The following is a 19,052-nucleotide window of genomic DNA, read 5'->3' as shown; positions in this document are numbered from 1 at the left end:
AAAATGGTTGATACTTTGCTTGCTACTGCACTTGATTTAGTCAATCCAAAACACCTACGCAACTGGTTCACAAACTGCTGCTACTGTACTTCATGAACTTGCAATCTGCTGTAGTTTGCGAACTTAAAGAAAAAATTCAAGGGTCGTGTCGCCTATTAATCCTTGTTGGTATAGCGGGGATTGGTAAAACAGCTTTGGCTGAACGATTAGTAGTGGAATTGCAGCCTGACTGGACTAAGTTTCATCAAGAAAATTTTGAAAATGAGCAGCAAGCTTCAGACTTTGCCAGTGTTGCAGCTCGATGGCTGGAAAAGTGGGGAGAAGCCATTACACAAGAAAACCGCCAAGATACAAATTATTTGCTGAATTTGTTAGTTAAACGCTTGCGAGAGAATCGGTATCTAGTAGTGATAGATTCTCTGGAATCGATTTTGGAAGGAAATGAAGAAGAAGGTTGGAATGATTTTAAGGATAACGAGTGGGCAAAGTTCTTTGAAAGTTTATTATCAGCTGAATCTTGCCAAAGTCGAATGATCCTAACTTCACAAGACTTACCAGAGCAAATCCCAGCGCGTTACAAAAACTTTTGGGATTGCACCGTTTTAAGTGGACTTACAAAACCAGAGCGGTTGCAGCTGTTCGATAAAACTGGGCTAGAAGTTGGCGCAGATTCACCAAACACACCGTATCTAGAACGGATTGGCGCTGCTTATGAAGGGCATCCCCTGGCATTGAGGGTGATTTCTGGAGAAATTTGCAGTCCCCCTTCTAATGGCAATGTAGTGGCTTATTGGAACAAAGAAGGGCATGAAATTGAAAAAGTTGAAAAGGCAATTGAGGAAGCCAAAACGAAAGGAATAACAGCATCAGCCAATGACCAGTGGCGGCTAGATCGATATACCCGTGAATTAAGAAAAAATGTGCGAGTGCGGCTAGAAAAAACTTTTGGACGCTTGAAAAAGGATGTCTTCAATGCCTATCGATTGCTTTGCGAAGCTTCTGTGTATCGCTGTGCAGTAACGGAAGATTTTTGGCTGAGTCACTTGGAAGATTGGGACTGTGATGAAGACCAGCAAGAGGCGGCGCTGGATGTGTTAAGAAATCGCCATCTGGTTGAGGAAGTTGTTGAAGACGATCAATTCCTGCTAAGACAGCACAATTTAATCCGCAGTATGGCACTTGAACACTTAAAAAAACTGCATTAATAAAATGAGTAACATCTTACCGCCTAGCGAATCGGTCTTGGCAGAGCTTGGTATCAATTCAGAAGCCATTAAGTTGATTCAGCCGCATTGGAAGCGCACCCATTACAGAGCCGTCGTTAACTGGTTAACGAAGTACAAACCCAATCCAGATGCAAACAATCTAGAGAAAGTGCGCGGCTACCTGGAAGCTTTTCACCATCTCTGTGAAGTAGAAGCCTGGGAAGAAGCTGATAAAATCCTGTTTACTCGCCTCAACACTCCTACAGAGCAAGAATTACACAAGCAGCTAGGTACTTGGGGTTACTATCGTGAACAAACACATTTGTACCTCAATATTTTAAATAAGTTAAGTCCCCGGTTGAACTGGATCTTTTTGCATAGTCTAGGGACTACTTATTACTCCCTAGGAAAACCGACTGAAGCAATTAAGTATTATCAGCAAGCCTTAAAAATAGCACAGGAAATTCCGAACCATCATTGGGAGATAGTTTCTATAGAAGGTTTGGGAATGGTCTATCACCATTCTCTAGGAAACTATGAAGAAGCAATTAAGTATTACCTGAAAAGCTTAAGGCTTTCGAGTAGAATACTACACCGCCTGGGAGAAACAACGGCTCTTAGTAGTTTAGCAGATACTTACAGTAGCAAGGGAGACTATACTAAAGCAATTGACTACTATCAGCAGGCTTTAAGGTTTGCAAGAGAAATTCAACAACCCCGTTGGGAGATAGCAGCTCTAGGGGGCTTGGGTGATGTTTACGATAGACTACTAAAAGACTATGAAAAAGCAATTGATTATCGCCTCCAAAGTTTAGTAATTGCACGAGAGATTCAAGACAGACAAGGAGAAGAGTTTGCTTTAGCAAGGTTGAGTTTTACTTACTGTGCCTTGAAAGACTACAATCAGGCAATTGAATATCAACAACAAGGTTTGGTAATAGCACGAGAAAGGCAAGACATCCAAGGGGAGATTGCAGCCTTGGAACGTCTAGGACTTGTTTACGATTTTCAGGGAGAATACACCAAAGCAATTGAGTATAAACAACAGAGCTTGACTCTTGCAAGAGCATTCTATTACCGTCGTGGAGAAATGACGGCTTTGACAGGTCTGGCAAGTATTTATTCTTCTTTGGGAAAGTACGCTAAATCAGTAGAATACTACCAACAGAGTTTGGTAGTTGCACGAGCAACTCAAAACCGTCAGAGCGAAGATTTAATTCTAAGAAGTCTCGGAAGTGCTTACTATTCTTTAGGCGAATATAACCAAGTAATCGATTGCTACGAGCAAAGTTTAGCTATTGTACGGCAAATCCAAGACCACCGAGGAGAGGAGCAGCTTTTAGTCAAGCTAGTCAATGCTTGCTGTGCCTTGGGAAATTATGAAAAAGCGATCGCATACAATCACCAGCATCTAGATATCGTGCAAGCAGCGTTACAGGAGTTAACGCGATCGCAAGCCTAAAAAAACAAACCCCAATACATCTTGTGTTGGGGTTTTTGATTAATTCAAAACTGAATCAGTTCTGAAACTAACTCGACACTAGGAAGTTAGACGGCAGAAAAGAAGACCTTTGACTTAACGGGGTCGGGAACCATCGTCTTATCACCGGGTTGCCAACCAGCGGGGCAAACTTCGTCGGGGTTAGTTTGTACGTACTGGATTGCTTGCAGCGTCCGCAGAGTCTCATCGACGTTGCGACCAAAAGCCAGGTTGTTAATCGTAGCGTGCTGAATCACGCCTTCTTTATCAATGATGAACAGCCCCCGGAGTGCAATGCCTGCCTCTGGATCGAGGACATTGAAAGCAGCACTAATCTCTTTCTTAATATCGGAAACGAGGGGATAGTTTAGGTCGCCGACGCCGCCGGACTTGCGGTCTGTCTGAATCCATGCCAAGTGGGAAAATTCACTGTCTACAGAGACACCAAGGATTTCAGTATTGAGATCCTGAAATTTTGAATAAGCGTCGCTAAAAGCTGTAATCTCTGTAGGACAAACGAATGTAAAGTCAAGAGGATAGAAGAACAAGACTACATATTTGCCACGATAGTCAGACAGTTTGATGGTCTTGAATTCCTGATCGACCACAGCGGTTGCGGTAAAGTCCGGGGCGGTTTGTCCAACCCGAAGACAGCCTTCTGTGTGGTGGGTCATGAATAGATTCTCCTTAAATGGAATAGATTTTGCATTGACTCGTGCTGAGTCAAGGGTAATCTAGTTGAGGTCTACCCTAGACGCAACGACAGCTAATTTACGAACTGTAACAACTATATCATACTCATAACGAGTTTGAGTAGGAATGAAGAATTTGGATACGCGCGAGTGGCTGCTGACCAACGGGTTAGGAAGTTTTGCCAGTGGAACGGTTTGTGATGCTCGGACTCGGACTTATCACGGTTGGTTAATTGCCGCCCTCGATCCGCCGAGTCAGCGCACTTTATTACTGTCTCACCTGGATGCCAGTTTGGATGTAGGAGGACGGGTATTTGCACTAGGGACAAATTTCTGGATAGATGGAAAAATTGACCCTTTGGGCTACGAGTTATTGCGTTCTTTTGACATTGACCCCTTTCCCCGTTGGGTTTGGGGTGAAGATAACTGGCAGCTAAGCAGGCAGCTGGTGATGCCCTATGGCTTAGTAGAAAGTAGCTCACAGAGCGTAAGTAGCGGGAACGAGACTGAGCAATTAGGCACTCCCCAGTTTTGTCACCGGATTTTGATTCAGTACCGCTATGAAGGCACTGAGTTGGCTACGCTGAGGTTACGCCCGGTAATTGGCGATCGCGACTTTCACCACCAGCAATCCGGCGCTTCCGGATTGTCCTTCTCGCAATTAGTCGGTCAAAAGCAAATTTGCTTGCAAGGGATGCGTCCTGACTGGACTGGGACTCCCTGGCAATTGCGCTGGAGTAAGGGTCGCTATCAACCAGACACCGTTTGGTATTGGCATTATTACTATCCAGAAGAGAAACGGCGGGGATTGGGCGACAAGGAAGACCTCTACAGCCCTGGATACCTGACAGTACCCCTACAACCGGGAGACTCCCTCACCCTAGAAGCGAAAGTGGGATTATGCAACTCTAAACAATCACAGCTCAGTTCCCTAGACTTTGAGCAAGCAGTGCAGGTTGAGCAACAACGACTGAAAGCGCTTCGCCGTCCCTTGTTGAGGGTTCATGGCAACGAACCCTCAACCATTGACAATGATATTTGGCAGCATCTGTTGCGAGCAGGCGATCAATTTATTGTCTACCGCGCTTCCATTGCTGGCCCGACTGTGATTGCTGGCTACCCCTGGTTTAATGACTGGGGACGCGATACGCTAATTGCTCTACCAGGACTAGCTTTAGCGACTGGGCGCTATGAGTTGGCGAAGGGACTGCTGGAAACTTTTGGGCGCTATTGTCGGAATGGTTTGATTCCGAATGCGTTTCCAGATACTGGAGCTGAGCCATTTTACAACAGTATCGATGCTGCGCTGTGGTGGATTGAAACTTTGGGTCTTTACCTAGAAGCAACGCAGGATTGGGATTTTCTGGTTCAGCAATATCCTGTGGTGCGGCAGATTTACAAAAGCTTTATGGCTGGCACCCTCTACAATGTCCGGATTGATGCCACGGATGGGCTAGTTACCTGGGATGCGCCAGGAGTGGCGCTTACCTGGATGGATGCGGTGGTTGATGGTCAGCCGGTAACGCCTCGTCGGGGTAAACCTGTAGAAATTAATGCTCTCTGGTACTCTGCTTTATGTTGGGCTAGCCGGTGGGCAGAATTGTTAGTCAGGGAAGGGGGAGCAAATTCACAGAAGCGGATTAACCAGCGAGAACGCTATATTCAGCAGGCGCAACAGGTGAAGAGATCGCTGCAAAAGTTCTGGAATCCGACTCTGGGATATTTCTACGATACGATCGCACCGGATGATGTGCGAGACCCCACAATTCGTCCGAATGCAGTTTTGGCGCTCTCGCTCTATCATTGCGGGTTTCCTGCCGAGCAAGGGCGGTCTGTCCTCAAGGTAGCAGGCGATCGCTTAGTGACACCCTACGGTCTCCGCAGTCTCGACCCCGCCGATCCCCGCTATGTGGGGACGTATGCTGGGAATTCTCAATATCGCGATCGCGCCTACCACCAAGGTACGGTTTGGAGTTGGCTGATTGGCCCCTTTATCCGAGCCTGGAAGCGCCTCTACGATTCAGAACCCGTCCCTTTTGATTGGCAGTCGATGATTGAACACTTGCAGTCCTCAGCCTGCCTGGGTTCGGTTTCGGAAATTTTTGATGGCGATCCGCCTCATGCAGCTCAAGGAGCGATCGCTCAAGCTTGGTCTGTTGCCGAACTCATCCGGCACTACTCTGACTGATTAGCACCGAGGAATGAGTACGATCGCAAGCCTACTCATTCCTCAGTCCTAGCTTTTCATAACTTTTAAAATGGCTCTGGCGGGATTTGAACCTGCGACCTTGGGCTTATGAGTCCCCTGCTCTAACCACTGAGCTACAGAGCCAAGTTTTCTTGAACAACCTTATCATCCTAGCATACTGGCGTGATTATTGCTATCCCTCACGCAAGAAAAGAAAAAAGACAAAAGAATATATTTTCTTTTGTCTTTTGCTTTGTCTTTTGCCTTTTTTTAGCGTCGAGGTAGCAAAGCTATTGGGTTGATAGCTCCTTTTCCAGATGGATGTAACTCAAAGTGAAGGTGAGGTCCAGTGCTGCGTCCGGTGCTGCCCATCTCAGAAATCTGCTGACCTTGCTCAACTGCTTCGCCTTCGCGAACCAGGAGCCGGTTGTTGTGGGCATAGCGAGTCAAACTGCCATCCGGATGCTGAATGTCCACCAGATTTCCATAACCACCTGAATTCCAGCGTGCATAGACTACGACACCAGGAGCTGCCGCCACGACGGGTGTGCCAACCGGAGCCGCAATATCAATCCCCTTGTGCATCCGTCCCCAGCGCCGACCATAACCAGAGGTCAAAACGCCCTTTGAGGGCCAGATGTAGCCATTGAATTGGATTTGGCTATCCGGCAGGTAGGGATTTGGACCAGGGAGGGGCGGTAACTCTGGAGCAACTTGTTGTCCGAAGGGGGGCCGGAGTGTCGGGTTATAAGTGTCCGCTCCGGAGGGCGCTGCTGCCACCAATGGCTTCTGGGTTCTAGCCCGTGGTGCAGCAGGTGGGGGCACTTTGATTTCGATTGCCGCCTGCGATCGCTGTTGTTGCCGTTGCCGCTTTTGCATTTCTGCTTGTACGGCTTCGTTATAACGATTTGGGCTGAATTCTGGATTGATCGGAGTCGAGTATTCAGAACGTTGCAACGGTTTGTTGACGACAGGTGCAACCGGCTCGAATGCGGGAGTCACTGGCACCGAGATGTTAGCAACCGGAACGTTCTGTGAGTTAGCGGTATCCCCGTTTTGCTGGGTACGATACTGCTGCCGTAGTTTGATGATGTCTTCCCGTAGTTTCTCAATCTGGGTGCTGTACTCAGAGTTTTGCTTCAAGCCAGCAGACTGAGTTTGGTTCCTCTCGGCAATCGGTGTGGCAGCGGGTGTGGCAATGGGTAACGGATTACCCGCTACTAACATTGGTTTGACGATAGGTACGTTAGCACTACTTTGCACCCGTACCTGTGTTGCTGCGACGGGTAAGGGAACAGCCGTTGGCAAAGTAGGAACGGAGAGATTCGGTACAGCAACATTAGACTTGGATTGTCTAAGTGCAGCGTTCAAACCAGGAATTACAGTTACAGTCTGTTTTTTCGGGATTTTCAGTGCTTGATTCACTCGAATCATGTTCGGGTTATCTAACTGATTTATCCGCAGCAGTTCTCCTCTGGAAACGCCGTGAATGCGAGCGATCGCATCCACCGTATCTCCCGCCTTGACCTGGTAAACATCTGCCGTTACCCCATTAGGTTCGACGACGGCAATCGGTACGGGTGCCACTGTCTGGATTGGCAGCGCTTGGTTAGTCGCGGTCGGTACTGGGATTGGTACGCTTTCATTCACCCCTATCGCCTGCGGGGATGCTTCTAGCGATTCCCGTGCCTGTGCCGATGGGAGGTGGTTAATCACCCGATTGGAGGCGTTTTCTCCTGGCATCTGCACCGCGATATTGCGTGGCACGGACGGTACTTGGTTGATTACCTGATTGGGGGCGTTTTCCCCTAGCATCTGCACCGCGATATTGCGTGGTACGGACGGTACTTGGTTGATTACCTGATTGGGGGCGTTTTCCCCTAGCATCTGCACCGCGACCGGAATTTGCACTCTAGGAGCAGCTATTTCCACCTCAGCAGCTTCAGAGCTATCAATTTGGGCTGTTTCAGTGACCTCTAATTGACCAGCAGATGCTTTTGTCGTCTCCTCAGACCGCAACTCCGCCAGACTGTTCTGCAAGCGGCTCCGCTGCTCCTTTAAGCGGCTCATGGCAGCGTCTTGTCTTGCTTTTAATAGCTCATTTACGTTGCCGGGAATCGTGACTGATTGACCCACCGGCAGTCCATCCGATGTTGTCGCTCCAGATGATTGCTGCACCTGTATCGGGCGAACACCATAAGACTCAGATAGCTTTTCGACGGTATCGCCCAGCTTAACTTCGTGAACAATACCGTTCACTGAAGGAATTTTCACCACTTGCCCAGATGGAAGAGCTGAGCTGGACTTGATGTTGTTGGAAGTGGCGATCGCGGCAGGTTCTACCCCATAGTTCTTCGACGATTGCCAAATTGTCTGTGCCTGCTGCACCTTGTGTTCGATAACGCGCGGTGCTGGTTTCGATTCTGCTTTAGCGTCCAGCTCCACCTTCGGGGAAACGGCCTCAGATGTGAATTCCGGCTCTACTACCTTTGGGGAAGCAGCGACAGATTTGGATTCCGGCTTTATTGCTGCGACTGAAGCAGTTGTTTCTGGCTCCACTTTTGAGGTAGGAGCGGCAACAGCAATATCTGTTGCAGCAGGAGCTTTGGTAACAGTCGGCTCTGTGGCGACCGGATCGGCTGCCTTTGCTTCATCGCCTTGTTGCGGCAGCAATAGGCTGGAGGTGCCCATTGAGATTGCCAATCCAATCATGGCGGCAGAGGTGCGAGCCCGACGGTTAACCTCTGGAGAAATTGGCTTCAATAAACCTGACTCTCCCCCGGAAAGCTTTCCTGCGGACAGATTCGCTTTCGCATCTTTGTCTGCTGCACAGGAAGGAACTGATTTAATCTTGTGCGTGAATGGGCGTTTCAAACACGACCTCCTACTTATGACGAGCGCTTAACTGTCCCTGAATGATTGTTTTTTACCAGTCAATGGGACAAATCACATCAAAAAGTGATTAGGATCACTGCCGGTAATCATACCTAGGCAAGATTACCCTGCTTTTTTGATTTAGACAAGTTTACATGACTGGGAAAATTTAATCATGCACGACCTACATTTGACCCACCCTGCTGAAGACTTCATCATTGCGTTAATCAGGAGCCTTTTGTCAAGAGCTGGCAAGTCAATGGTGTATTCCTTTCTAAGGCGTGCATATTGGAACATACTTGCTTGACTTGCTTTACTCCGGAAGACTGAGAAAACAACTTTTTCGTTGTTGGCATCCTGCTGTTGATCCATTACAACATGAGACTTTAAGCTGATTTTGCCTTGAATAACAACCGTAGAATCATGGAGAAAACTCTGACAAATGGCATAGAGCATACCGACGCATATTTACTAAAAATCTTCCTAAAGATTGATTCGAGGTTGTTTTAGAGGCTCAGCACTGAAAGATTTTGGATAAAAAAATCTATCAATCAATTTCCCGTTGTTACTCTGTTGTTCATAGAAATTTCTTATCTAAGCCGCGCTCATTCGGTATTCTAGATAGCTGAAGGACGTAAAAGAAACTCTCTCAAGAAAGGGAAAAGAGTCATTCGTCACCGAGTGTTGAGCAAGAAGTCATAGGGAAAGCTCAGCCAGAAATGGTCACAAACAGTTGCCGGTTAACACGTTTGAGATTCCTAGAGAAAAGGTCAAACCAAATTTCTAACCTTTAACTCAATCTGCGAACACCTGACTAAAGATTGATAACACGCAATGAGCAAAGGACTTGTTTGCCTCCTTCAGGAGGACAAAATCCCCAGTTGGCGACGCGCTTCAAACAAACCGACTGCGGCACTAACAGAAAGGTTCAGGCTCCGAACGTGCGGCTGTGACATTGGAATATAGACAGTATTGGCACAAAGGGCGAGAACTTCTGGAGGTAATCCAGTTGTTTCGCTACCAAATAATAGCCAGTCATCTGCCCGAAACTCGAACTTCAAGTAGTTATCCCTTCCCGAAACGCTGAAGCCAATCCATCGTCCCCCTCGCTGCTGATGGAATGCCTGAAAATCCTCTAAACCAATGTGGTGGTGCAGATTGACGTAGGGCCAGTAATCCAGACCGGCACGTTTCAGATAGCGATCGCTAATGTCAAAACCCAACGGCCCGACTAAATGCAATTCCGTCCCAGTGGCAGCACAGGTACGGGCAATATTGCCGGTGTTGGGCGGAATTTGCGGCTTGTAGAGAACAACAAACGGCATGAGACTTACTAATTACTCTGGCTCTAACACTAAAATCCACGCTGGAAACTCAAATTATACCCAAAGAGACATGAACCTATACATATTTGTTATATGACTCACCCAGATCAAATTGATTAAATATTCTAATTCCCGAATGATTCTTTTTAGCCAATAAATTAAGCCATAAAAAGGCAAAAAAAGAAATCAGGGGCTAGGAAGGATCGAAGATAAAGAATGAAGGCTTTAGGATAATTCTCTGCCTTCAAGCTTCATTCTCGATCCTTCAAGTGCTTCAGGCAACTAGGCTCTCGCACAATTTGTCTTCCAGTTCGCGCTCTTGGTCTGCCACCGCTTGAATGGCGTCAATCATCACGCTGGAAGTGTCAAAACCTTGGTTTTGGAGATTTAACCATCGCTGAGCCGAATTTCCTTCCCGGAGAATCTTTTTCAGGGGTGACAAGAAACAGCGAAAGCCCATCTGTTTAGACAGATCCCAAACTTCGCCGGTTATTTCTTCAATCCAATCTCGCGCCAGAATCGGTCTGCCGTCTTGCCAATGTCTCAGAGTTGCATCCAAACTTTGACGGGCGGCGGCGTCTTCGTTGGCGTCAGTCAGGGTAATTAAGTCTTGTGAAGACAATTGACTCATTTCCAGGGGATCGAGGCTAGGGTCATCAATCAACTGCAAAAGTCGGGCTTCTAGCAAGGCTGTAACCGCCAACAAGGCAACCGGATCGATGATTAGGTCGCAAATTCTCAGTTCTAGGCGATTAAGGTCGTAGGGGCGCTGGTTGCCATTTGGTCGCACGGATGACCAGAGGTGGCGGACATTTTGCATTGTCCCGGCGGCTAATTGGGCTTTCGTCCACTGGATAAAGTGGGCGTGGCTTTCAAATAAGGGAACGTGGGCTGGGGTTTTTGGAAACAGTCCCCAGCGAGTCGAGTGATAGCCAGTGGCTTTCCCATCCAAAAACGGGGAAGAAGCACTGAGAGCGAGGTATAAGGGTGCTTCTAGGCGGACAAGGCGAATCGCCCGCATCAGGGTTTCGGGATCGCTGATGCCAATGTTGATGTGGACGCTGGCGGTGACAACTTTGGTGCCGTAAGTGTTCTCAATGTAGTCGTGGTAAGGATTGCTAGGGTCAGATCGCCAGAAGCGATCGCTGCCGCCTAAAGACAGCGTACTCCCCGGAATCAGGGTGTAATTTCCCAGGCGTTTTAGATACTCTCGGAGTTGCCGTCTAGGGCGTAGCAAGGCACACAATAATCGGTCGTAACAATAAAAGGGTTCTGTGATATATTCCACGTTGCGGCTATCCGGCTCCCGCATGAACCCGTCTAGGTCTGCCACAATCCGATCGGATAAACCCACAATGTCACCATTGGGGGTGCCGGTATACATTTCAATTTCAAAGCCTTTTGATAGCAAGGGGTTTTTCCTCAGATGAGTGAGTACGAAGTACGGACACGGGATACCGCTACCGTTAAAAAGTGTATCGAGGAAGACGAAATGGCTCCTCTGCCCTTAGTCTGGCATCAAAGTTGGTACTGATGATAGACAGTGGTGGCGGCTCGGTGTAGCAAGGAGTGCCGATAAACGAGGGAGTCAAGATCGTCAGCATAACCCCCGCCAATCACACAGGCGACTGGGTAGCCGAGTGCCACACAGGTACTCAAAACTTGCATTTCCCGGCGGAAGATTCCGGTGTCTGTGAGGGCGAGTTTGCCCAAGCGATCGCCAGCATGAGGATCGACGCCAGCATCGTATAAAACGAGATCCGGCTTGACTTGTGAGAGCAAATCTGGGAGATATTTTGCCAAGGTTTGCAGATAGGCGTCATCTTCCATCCCAATCGGGAGAGGAACATCTAAGTCACTTTGTTGTTTGGTTCCGGGAAAGTTAACTTCGCAGTGCATCGAGAAGGTGAAGACGCTGCTATCTTCTTGGAAAATCACGGCGGTACCGTCTCCTTGATGGACATCTAAATCCACGATCAGGATTTGACGCACCAGTCCCAGATGTTGAAGCACGCGGGCAGCAATGGCTAAATCGTTGAAAATACAGAAACCAGAACCATAACCGGGAAAGGCGTGATGAGTACCCCCCGCAGTATTGCAAGCTAAACCGTGACTGAGTGCCAGTTTAGCGGTGAGAATCGTACCGCCTACTGCCACGCAGGTACGATTTGCTAATGCGGGACTCCAGGGCAATCCGATTCTTCGCTGGGCTTTGGCATCGAGGGTGCCTTCACAGTATGCTCGGACATATTCTGGGGTGTGAACGAGTTCTATCCACGCTAGTGGAGGAGGTTCGGGCGGATGAATTTGCTCTGGATGCGCTACGCGATCGCTTAAGAGCATTTCGTAGAGTTTGCTGAATTTGGGCATGGGGAAGCGATGCCCTTCTGGGAGAGGTACGACATAATCCGGGTGGTAAATAATTGGCAAGTCCATATTTAAAATTTTGAACTGCCAAGCGGCAAAGGAAGAGAGGATTTCCGAGGCAATTTTCCTCAGACGCTACGCGATCGCAAAATTTTCCAGGCAAACCCACTAACCAGGCAACCTAAACCAATACTGAACAAGATGACAATAACCAGATTCGCCAAGGGGATGACTGCGGATAGTTGGTTGTCGATTTGGTTAGGGTAAGGCTGGGTAAAATCTTTTACCAACGCCGAGGAAGCAGAGGCGGCGACTGAGGCGGTTCCCACTCCCAGACTGGCAGCGGCGATAATATTTTCCAGATTGCGATCGCGCTTAGCTTGTTCAATCTCGACGATGCCTCGAATCGTGTTAATCACATCTTCTAGCACTCTCAATGCAGGGCTAAAGCTGGCACGATCTTGTTGGATTTGAATTTCGTATTGCTTGACTATTTGGTTGAATTGTGCCAAAAAATGCAGCTCGGTTTCTCCATATTTGCTAGCTTCTTGAAGCAGGTAATTTAAATGTTCTTGGTATTTTTTCTGATAGGTTTCAATCGCGTGCAATTGAATTTCTAGATGATTTAAGTCTGAAGCATACTGGGACAATATTTTTATATTGACTTCTAAAATTCTCTGCAATTCTTTTAACGGTACCTGCTTGAGCATTTCACCCGCTTGAAAAATATAGCCGAAATTCTCTTGCAATTGCTGTCTGAGTTTCTGAGCTTCACAATAAGACCAAATAATTTTATTGCGGTAGTAAAACAACTGCATCCAGACCTCAGAATATTTAGCAGCTTCAGTTTCGGCGGCTACATCGGGATAAAAGATAACCAAAACATGGTGATTCTCTTCCATGTCCCAACGCTGGGGAGATAGCCAAACTTCAAAAACGGTTGCCCCTAAAAACTTTCCTTTGTTTGGCTTTTGTTGTTTCCATCTCCCAAACTTCAAAGTTTCGTAAGCTTCTTGGGCGAGACATTCTAAAGGGGTTTCACAGTTACGAGGTAAAATCCCAGACACGATCCAGGTTTTTCCAAGATTGCCTTGTTTATCAGCAGCAAGATGTTTGAGGGTAGGAAAGCATTTAAAAGATTGCAGATAGTCTCGATCATTAATGTGGCAATTAAACAAAAGCCCATAACTATCGCTAAATCGCACGGGATAATAAAAGCCTTTGACTGGATATCCTTCAGTGCGAGCTTGAAAAGTATAATAAGCTTCAGTTTCCCCCGCTAGGCGCAATAATTCTAAATATTCTGGATCGTTATAATTTGAATCGTCAGCAGCGACAAGAATTCTTTGCAATTCTAACGGGAAGTTATCCCAAAACGCGAGCTGATTTTGGTTGATTTGCTCTGCATCGTCTCCCAAGCCGTTTCTCAGGTGGTAAACAAATAGATCCAGGCTAGGAAGAAATAACAGGTTCATCGGAAGAGTAAACATATTGCCACCATACCTGGCGATTTAAATCACAGCTATGCCAACCCTACTTCAGAAGCAAGGAAGTAGAAGTTGCGAGAACTTTTAAACAAAGCCCGCTGGCGCGGACTGAGAACCAATATAGAGTGTATGACGAAACCTGCTCAAGGTAGATTTAGAAGCGATCGCAAAATCTGGCGTAGCATCTCTTCCCCACCCAAAATTCATCCGATTTTAGACTTGAAGATAAGGCAAGCGAGCGATCGCTGTAGATACGCCGTATACAACACCTCGACATCTTCGTGTCACAGCAACTCCCGGCAAGGGAGGAAGTTTAAACTGGATGGAGAGAAGAGAAATCAGCAAGCGATGGGGAGGGAAGAGAGAAAATGCAACACAAAATCGTCTGGGAACAGGGCAGCAATAATCCTGACAATACCAACAACTTCGCAACCATCCGCCAATGGTGGGCAAGTCTCATCGACAATAAAATCACGTGGCGACAGCGAATCATTCCTCAAACGGGCGATGCTACCGAACTCGACTGGGAACCCCAACGCTTTGACGAAGTATTTGAGATTCAAATCCCTGAGATTCGCGGGATCACTCTCTACTGGCGCAAAATCAACGAAGATCGAGAACGCAGCACTACGCCTACCAAACTCGAACTTGATACCCTTCGCCAGCAACTTTATATCTATCCCCAATCTCAAAAAGAACTTGTCATTCGGGTAGGGATACCAGAAATCACCTATCAAAAGATTGAATTTAAATCTCCCCAATTGCAATTTGCTGCCAAGGAAGGTGAAAACCACATCCTCACTCTGCGAGATACTCAGCAACAGTTGGAAGTGAAAGCCATTCTCAGCCCAGAAAATTTGAGACAGTTGATCGATCAGTTGAAGCAACAATTGTCGTAACTACGCTGTATCTTTTTTCTAGAGGTCGCGCCAGCAGATGAGATAAATCGTGTCTCTACAATTGTCTAGCTGCGATGTGTAGCCGCGATAGGGGCAACCTCCAGAGTTGCCCCTATCACCAGTCTCATAACATATACAAATAGATTTGAGATAAAACTATCAACATGAAGCAATGGATTGTCCCGATTGCCTTTATTCTTAGCGGATTTCTCGTTGGGATAATTTTTGATAAATTTTTTCTTCCCAGACTCAAAAGAATTGCTGTTAAAACTCGGTTGCCAGGGAATGAAATCGTTTTTCATTCCTTGCGTGGTATCCCCAAAATTTGGTTGATTGTTGCTGGCTTTTACGGAGCCATTTTTACCCTTCAACTAAATCAGGTTATTCCTGACCGGATTTCTGGCATTTTTCAGAATATTCTGACTGTTATTTTCCTCTATTCTGTCACCTTAGTTTTAGCCAGACTGACGGCGAGTTTTGTTACGATATTTGGTCAAAGAACACCCGGAGTTTCAGCTTCATTACTATCTAACCTAGCCAAAATTGTCGTTCTGGTTTTGGGAATCTTGATGATCTTGCAAACGCTAGGGATTTCCATTACACCTATTTTGGCAACCTTGGGAATTGGCGGTTTGGCAGTTGCTTTGGCATTTCAGGATACCCTGTCTAACTTATTTTCAGGATTATATTTGATTATTTCTGGACAAGTCAGAACTGGCGACTATGTAAAACTAGAGACGGGACAAGAAGGTTACGTTACCGATATCACTTGGCGGAATACGGTGATTAGAGAACTGCCAAATAATCTAGTCGTTGTGCCTAATACAAAACTGGCTTCTGCCATTTTTACGAATTACCATTTACCAGCGAAAGAAATAACTTTACCAATTCAAGTAGGTGTTAGTTACGATAGCGACTTGGAACACGTTGAAGAAATAACGGTTGAAGTTGCTAAGGAAGTAATGCAAGAATTAGCAGCCGATATTTCTGATTTTGAGCCTTTTATCTTATATCAAAACTTTGGAGAATTTAGTATTAATTTTACAGTGTTTCTTAGAGTTAATGAATTTCTAAACCAACGAATTGCCAAGCATAAATTTATCAAAAAATTACACCGACGCTATCAACAAGAAGAAATTACTATCCCTTTTCCAAGTAGAGAAGTTTATGTAAACCAGAAGGGAAATAATATTGCTAATGAGTAACATAAACGCTGAACGAATAGAAGCCGCAGCTATCCAATTTGGATAGCTGCGGCTTTCTTTAGTCGTCAGACTAACGATTACCGACCCTGACGACCCGGACTGCCAGGCGCTGCGCCTGCTCCTTCGTCGTTACTGGGCTGGTTCCGATTGGAATTGCCTGGATCGCAACCTTCTGGCCCATTACCGACCCCTTGGTTGCAATTCTGACGCTGATTCGTGCGTTCGCTCCCCTCTACCTCACGGTTATCGCCAGGGACGTTTTCTGGCTTGGGAGTATCAACTTCGCGCACTGTGGGGGGTTTCGCACCTTCTCCCGCCACGTATGGCGAGGCGATGTTTTGAGCCTTCCCAGTGCTGACTAAGGCTTGGTAGAGGAAAGCACACACCTCTGCACGGGTGGCGACTTGATTGGGTTTGAGTGACTGGACATTGGGATAGTTCACCACCAGACCCCGTTCTGTTGCCGCCGCAACCAAACTGCGGACGTCGCTAGGGATGCTAGCGGCATCGCTGTAAACTTGCAGCAGCGTCTGGGTGGTGGTACTGGCAGAAGAATAGTTCATTCCCTTCGCCAATGCCACTAAGATATCCAGACGAGAAAGCTTTTGGGTGGGGTTGAATGCATTGCGGGAAACAGCGCCTAAAAAGCCCATTTCATAGGCTTCTTGGATAGCACTGTACGCCCAGTAATCGGAGGAGACATCCCGGAAGGCGATCGCATTCCGCACTTTATTCATCTCAAACGCTTTCCGCAACATCGCCGCAAATTGGGCGCGGGTCACCGGCTGATCCGGTCGGAAGCGACCATCGGGGAAGCCTTCGATAATTTCTAACTCCGCCAGTTGGGCAATAAAATCTTTTGCCCAGTAGCCCTGCGGGACATCGGGAAAGCTCGTCTGGATGTTTCGAGTGACTCCCACGTTTGCATATCTTGCCAGCAGCTGGCTGACTTCGTAGGTAGCGTTATCGGCTTCTACCTCAATCACCTGCACCAGCTGACCCGGAGCCGATGTTAGCAAGGCAGCCATTCCTGAACTGTAAACGCTCATACTCTCACCCGCCAGCATTGATTCACCGCTGGTAAATGAGCTGGAATAAACGCTAGTTGCTGCCGAGGTCGAAATCTCGCTCGATTGGAACTGGCTGACGTTAATTTGCTCGACGCTGCTCAGGAATGTTACCCGTTCCTGAGAGTCGATTTGGGTGTAGTAGTTGTAGGCGGTGGTACCGCTGTCGATGTTGCCATCCATGTCGGCATCAATGCCGTACACAGTCCGCACTACGCGGGTTTCAGACGGATTTTCTGACAAAATTAGGTTAACGGCGGCGTTTTCAGACAAGCATTCAAACTCGCTGTAGCCAATCAAGCGATTTTGGTCGTATAGACGCACCACCACGCGATCGCCCGGATTCACACCTTTGACAAACTTCGCTTTTTGCTTGATTTTGTATCTGAAGTCGCCGAGATACTGCTCTTGGGCATAGCTGTTGCCTTGTTTCGACTTCACCGATACGCGAGTAATCACCTCTGTGAGGCTGCCTGCGGGTTGCAGAACGGCAAGACTAAAGTTGCCTGCGGATTCGGTCATTGCCACCGTAGACCGCTGTTCTGTGCGGACGGTACTCCTTTGCTCGGTGGTTTCCGTGCGACGGGTTGTTGTCTGTTGCCCAGTGGTGGTACTTTCCGACCGGAGTCGAGCCGTCAGCGTCTGGGTCGCTGCTTCATCCCACTTCACCACCGTTCCAGATTCATTGGTGCGATAAACCCAAAATCCCTGTTCTTTGGCGCTACCGACCAGTACCAACCAGCCGGGAACCAGTGCCTCGGTGCAGGCAACACCTGCTTCTGCTAACTCCAAGCAACCATTTGACCAAGTTTGCTTCGCCACCTGAAGGATGGTTAAGTCAGAACTTTGCATTCCTGTCCGTTGGGCAGCATCCTTTAAAACAGCTTCAGCAACCGCTGTTGGCAGCTGGGCGGTATCGTCTTCTGCTTGGCTGAGCAGATTTCGACCCGATAAGGGCAGATTGCCCGTTGTTTGTCCAACTTGCGCGATCGCAGGGGCAACCGTTGTCATACTTAAACCGGCAGCAGCAAAAACCAGGCTGCCTAAAAATACCAAGGAACTTCGCTTCATTAATCTCTTCTCACACCTAAACAAAACGGGTAGCGTGACTTTTCAAGTCGGTTAGATGTTCCCTGGTTTATCTCTTTTTAATGATAGAGACTATTACGATAGAAAAATAGTTAAGGAATCTTAATAATTATCGTGACGACTCAGCAGCTAAAAACAGGAAGCACTTTTGAAAAACTCAACTGGACTTGGCGCGGCTACCGGATTCAGTACACAGTCATGGGCACAGGTCGCCCTCTAGTGCTGATTCACGGCTTTGGCGCTTCCATTGGACACTGGCGCAAGAATATGCCAGTCCTCGCCGCTGAGGGCTACCGAGTATTTGCCCTAGATTTACTCGGATTCGGCGGTTCGGACAAGCCAGCCCTCGATTACATTCTCGAATTGTGGGAAGAACTACTCAAGGATTTCTGGAAAACTCATATTCAGGAACCGACCGTCTTTGTCGGCAACTCGATTGGGGCATTACTCAGCTTGATGGTAGTAGTGAATTCTCCAGAAATTTCCGCTGGTGGCGTGCTGATTAACTGTGCCGGTGGCTTGAATCATCGCCCTGATGAGCTGAATTTCCCCCTGCGGCTGGTGATGGGAGCCTTCACGAAGCTGGTAAGTTCCAAAGTTGCTGGCCCGTTCCTGTTTAACCGTATCCGCCACAAAGATCGTCTCCGTCGCACGCTCAGACAGGTCTACGTGAACCCTGAAGCTATCACGGATGAACTGGTGGATATGCTTTACGATCCTTCTTGTGACACGGGCGCTCAGCAGGTTTTTGCCTCAATTCTCACGGCACCCCCTGGCCCTAGCCCAGCCGAGTTGTTACCAAAAATACAACACCCGCTGCTGGTACTTTGGGGAGAAGATGACCCCTGGACGCCGATTAAGGGCGCGGCGATTTATAAAGAGCTAAGTGAGAATGGGCAACCCGTGAAGGTTGTCGGCATTCCCAAAACGGGTCACTGTCCCCATGATGAACGTCCGGACGTGGTGAATCCTTTGATATTGGATTGGTTGGCGCAGCTGAGCAGTCAATAAAACTTAGTCAGTAGAAGTTTCGGTTCAACTGTCGTTGCACCGACTTGTGCATTTGAGGTGCTGAATTTGAGGGAACGAGATCGCACTCGCTTCGAGATCGCGTCCCCTCGCGCCTGATTCACCTAACGTTACATCCAACCTCTTCGCTCCTTCCTTGCCTTCC

At 47.6% G+C, this 19,052-nt stretch carries 13 protein-coding genes, 1 tRNA gene and 1 riboswitch; of the genes, 6 read left to right on the top strand and 8 right to left on the bottom strand.

The window, feature by feature from the left end; all coding sequences use genetic code 11:
- The first annotated feature begins 92 nt into the window (after nt 1–92).
- Both NDI34_RS20000 and NDI34_RS19995 read left to right on the top strand, forming a co-directional pair.
- On the top strand, nt 93–1,205 hold the full coding sequence (locus tag NDI34_RS20000; protein WP_348233615.1) for an NB-ARC domain-containing protein: 1,113 nt from the start codon (nt 93–95) through the stop codon (nt 1,203–1,205).
- A gap of 4 nt (nt 1,206–1,209) precedes the next feature.
- A complete protein-coding gene (locus NDI34_RS19995) occupies nt 1,210–2,667 on the top strand; it encodes a tetratricopeptide repeat protein (RefSeq protein WP_348233614.1) in 1,458 nt (485 codons plus the stop codon).
- 86 nt (nt 2,668–2,753) lie between these two features.
- On the opposite strand, the gene NDI34_RS19990 is transcribed toward NDI34_RS19995, so the two are convergent.
- A complete protein-coding gene (locus NDI34_RS19990; RefSeq protein WP_190411983.1) occupies nt 2,754–3,359 on the bottom strand; it encodes a peroxiredoxin in 606 nt (201 codons plus the stop codon).
- Nucleotides 3,360–3,504: 145 nt separating this feature from the next.
- Here NDI34_RS19990 and NDI34_RS19985 point away from each other — a divergent pair, with 145 nt between their 5' ends.
- Nucleotides 3,505–5,565, top strand: a complete 2,061-nt coding sequence (locus tag NDI34_RS19985; protein ID WP_348233613.1) for an amylo-alpha-1,6-glucosidase — start codon at nt 3,505–3,507, stop codon at nt 5,563–5,565.
- 71 nt (nt 5,566–5,636) lie between these two features.
- Here NDI34_RS19985 and NDI34_RS19980 read toward each other — a convergent pair.
- The 6 genes from NDI34_RS19980 to NDI34_RS19955 all read right to left on the bottom strand — a co-directional run bounded on the left by NDI34_RS19980 (nt 5,637) and on the right by NDI34_RS19955 (nt 13,606).
- A tRNA-Met gene (locus NDI34_RS19980) sits at nt 5,637–5,709 on the bottom strand.
- Nucleotides 5,710–5,835: 126 nt separating this feature from the next.
- Nucleotides 5,836–8,439, bottom strand: coding sequence for a peptidoglycan DD-metalloendopeptidase family protein (locus tag NDI34_RS19975; RefSeq protein WP_348233612.1), 2,604 nt, complete (start codon nt 8,437–8,439; stop codon nt 5,836–5,838).
- A gap of 860 nt (nt 8,440–9,299) precedes the next feature.
- Nucleotides 9,300–9,764: a tRNA (cytidine(34)-2'-O)-methyltransferase gene (locus NDI34_RS19970; RefSeq protein WP_190411980.1), complete on the bottom strand. Its 465-nt coding sequence runs from the start codon at nt 9,762–9,764 to the stop codon at nt 9,300–9,302.
- Nucleotides 9,765–10,038: 274 nt separating this feature from the next.
- On the bottom strand, nt 10,039–10,467 hold the full coding sequence (locus NDI34_RS19965) for a hypothetical protein (protein WP_190429744.1): 429 nt from the start codon (nt 10,465–10,467) through the stop codon (nt 10,039–10,041).
- Nucleotides 10,461–10,545: riboswitch (cyclic di-GMP riboswitch) on the top strand. Its footprint overlaps the gene before it by 7 nt.
- A 737-nt stretch (nt 10,546–11,282) precedes the next feature.
- Nucleotides 11,283–12,200 (bottom strand): histone deacetylase, encoded by a 918-nt coding sequence (locus NDI34_RS19960; protein WP_190429743.1) that lies wholly within the window; start codon nt 12,198–12,200, stop codon nt 11,283–11,285.
- 59 nt (nt 12,201–12,259) lie between these two features.
- Complete coding sequence (locus tag NDI34_RS19955; protein WP_348233611.1) at nt 12,260–13,606, bottom strand: hypothetical protein; 1,347 nt, start codon at nt 13,604–13,606, stop codon at nt 12,260–12,262.
- Between the two features lie 380 nt (nt 13,607–13,986).
- Here NDI34_RS19955 and NDI34_RS19950 point away from each other — a divergent pair, with 380 nt between their 5' ends.
- Nucleotides 13,987–14,517: a hypothetical protein gene (locus NDI34_RS19950; protein ID WP_348233610.1), complete on the top strand. Its 531-nt coding sequence runs from the start codon at nt 13,987–13,989 to the stop codon at nt 14,515–14,517.
- Nucleotides 14,518–14,681: 164 nt separating this feature from the next.
- Entirely contained in the window at nt 14,682–15,722 is a 1,041-nt protein-coding gene (locus NDI34_RS19945) for a mechanosensitive ion channel family protein (protein WP_348233609.1), read from the top strand.
- A 77-nt stretch (nt 15,723–15,799) separates the two neighbouring features.
- On the opposite strand, the gene NDI34_RS19940 is transcribed toward NDI34_RS19945, so the two are convergent.
- The gene (locus NDI34_RS19940) at nt 15,800–17,860 is read right to left on the bottom strand and encodes an S-layer homology domain-containing protein (protein WP_348233608.1); all 2,061 of its coding nucleotides are present in this window, start codon (nt 17,858–17,860) and stop codon (nt 15,800–15,802) included.
- Nucleotides 17,861–17,992: 132 nt separating this feature from the next.
- Here NDI34_RS19940 and NDI34_RS19935 point away from each other — a divergent pair, with 132 nt between their 5' ends.
- Entirely contained in the window at nt 17,993–18,889 is an 897-nt protein-coding gene (locus NDI34_RS19935; protein ID WP_348233607.1) for an alpha/beta fold hydrolase, read from the top strand.
- Nucleotides 18,890–19,052: the final 163 nt, after the last annotated feature.

This window comes from Trichocoleus sp. DQ-U1 (assembly GCF_039961925.1).
Taxonomy (GTDB): Bacteria; Cyanobacteriota; Cyanobacteriia; order Cyanobacteriales; family FACHB-T130; genus FACHB-T130.
The sequence above is the reverse complement of the archived record's forward strand: the minus strand, read 5'-3'. Positions and strand labels throughout refer to the sequence as shown.

Coding starts and splice junctions, on each gene's coding strand:
- NDI34_RS19985 (WP_348233613.1), top strand. CDS start 3,505: ATGAAGAATTTGGATACGCGCGAGTGGCTGCTGACCAACGGGTTAGGA.
- NDI34_RS19995 (WP_348233614.1), top strand. CDS start 1,210: ATGAGTAACATCTTACCGCCTAGCGAATCGGTCTTGGCAGAGCTTGGT.
- NDI34_RS19955 (WP_348233611.1), bottom strand. CDS start 13,606: ATGAACCTGTTATTTCTTCCTAGCCTGGATCTATTTGTTTACCACCTG.
- NDI34_RS20000 (WP_348233615.1), top strand. CDS start 93: ATGAACTTGCAATCTGCTGTAGTTTGCGAACTTAAAGAAAAAATTCAA.
- NDI34_RS19970 (WP_190411980.1), bottom strand. CDS start 9,764: ATGCCGTTTGTTGTTCTCTACAAGCCGCAAATTCCGCCCAACACCGGC.
- NDI34_RS19990 (WP_190411983.1), bottom strand. CDS start 3,359: ATGACCCACCACACAGAAGGCTGTCTTCGGGTTGGACAAACCGCCCCG.
- NDI34_RS19960 (WP_190429743.1), bottom strand. CDS start 12,200: ATGGACTTGCCAATTATTTACCACCCGGATTATGTCGTACCTCTCCCA.
- NDI34_RS19940 (WP_348233608.1), bottom strand. CDS start 17,860: ATGAAGCGAAGTTCCTTGGTATTTTTAGGCAGCCTGGTTTTTGCTGCT.
- NDI34_RS19950 (WP_348233610.1), top strand. CDS start 13,987: ATGCAACACAAAATCGTCTGGGAACAGGGCAGCAATAATCCTGACAAT.
- NDI34_RS19945 (WP_348233609.1), top strand. CDS start 14,682: ATGAAGCAATGGATTGTCCCGATTGCCTTTATTCTTAGCGGATTTCTC.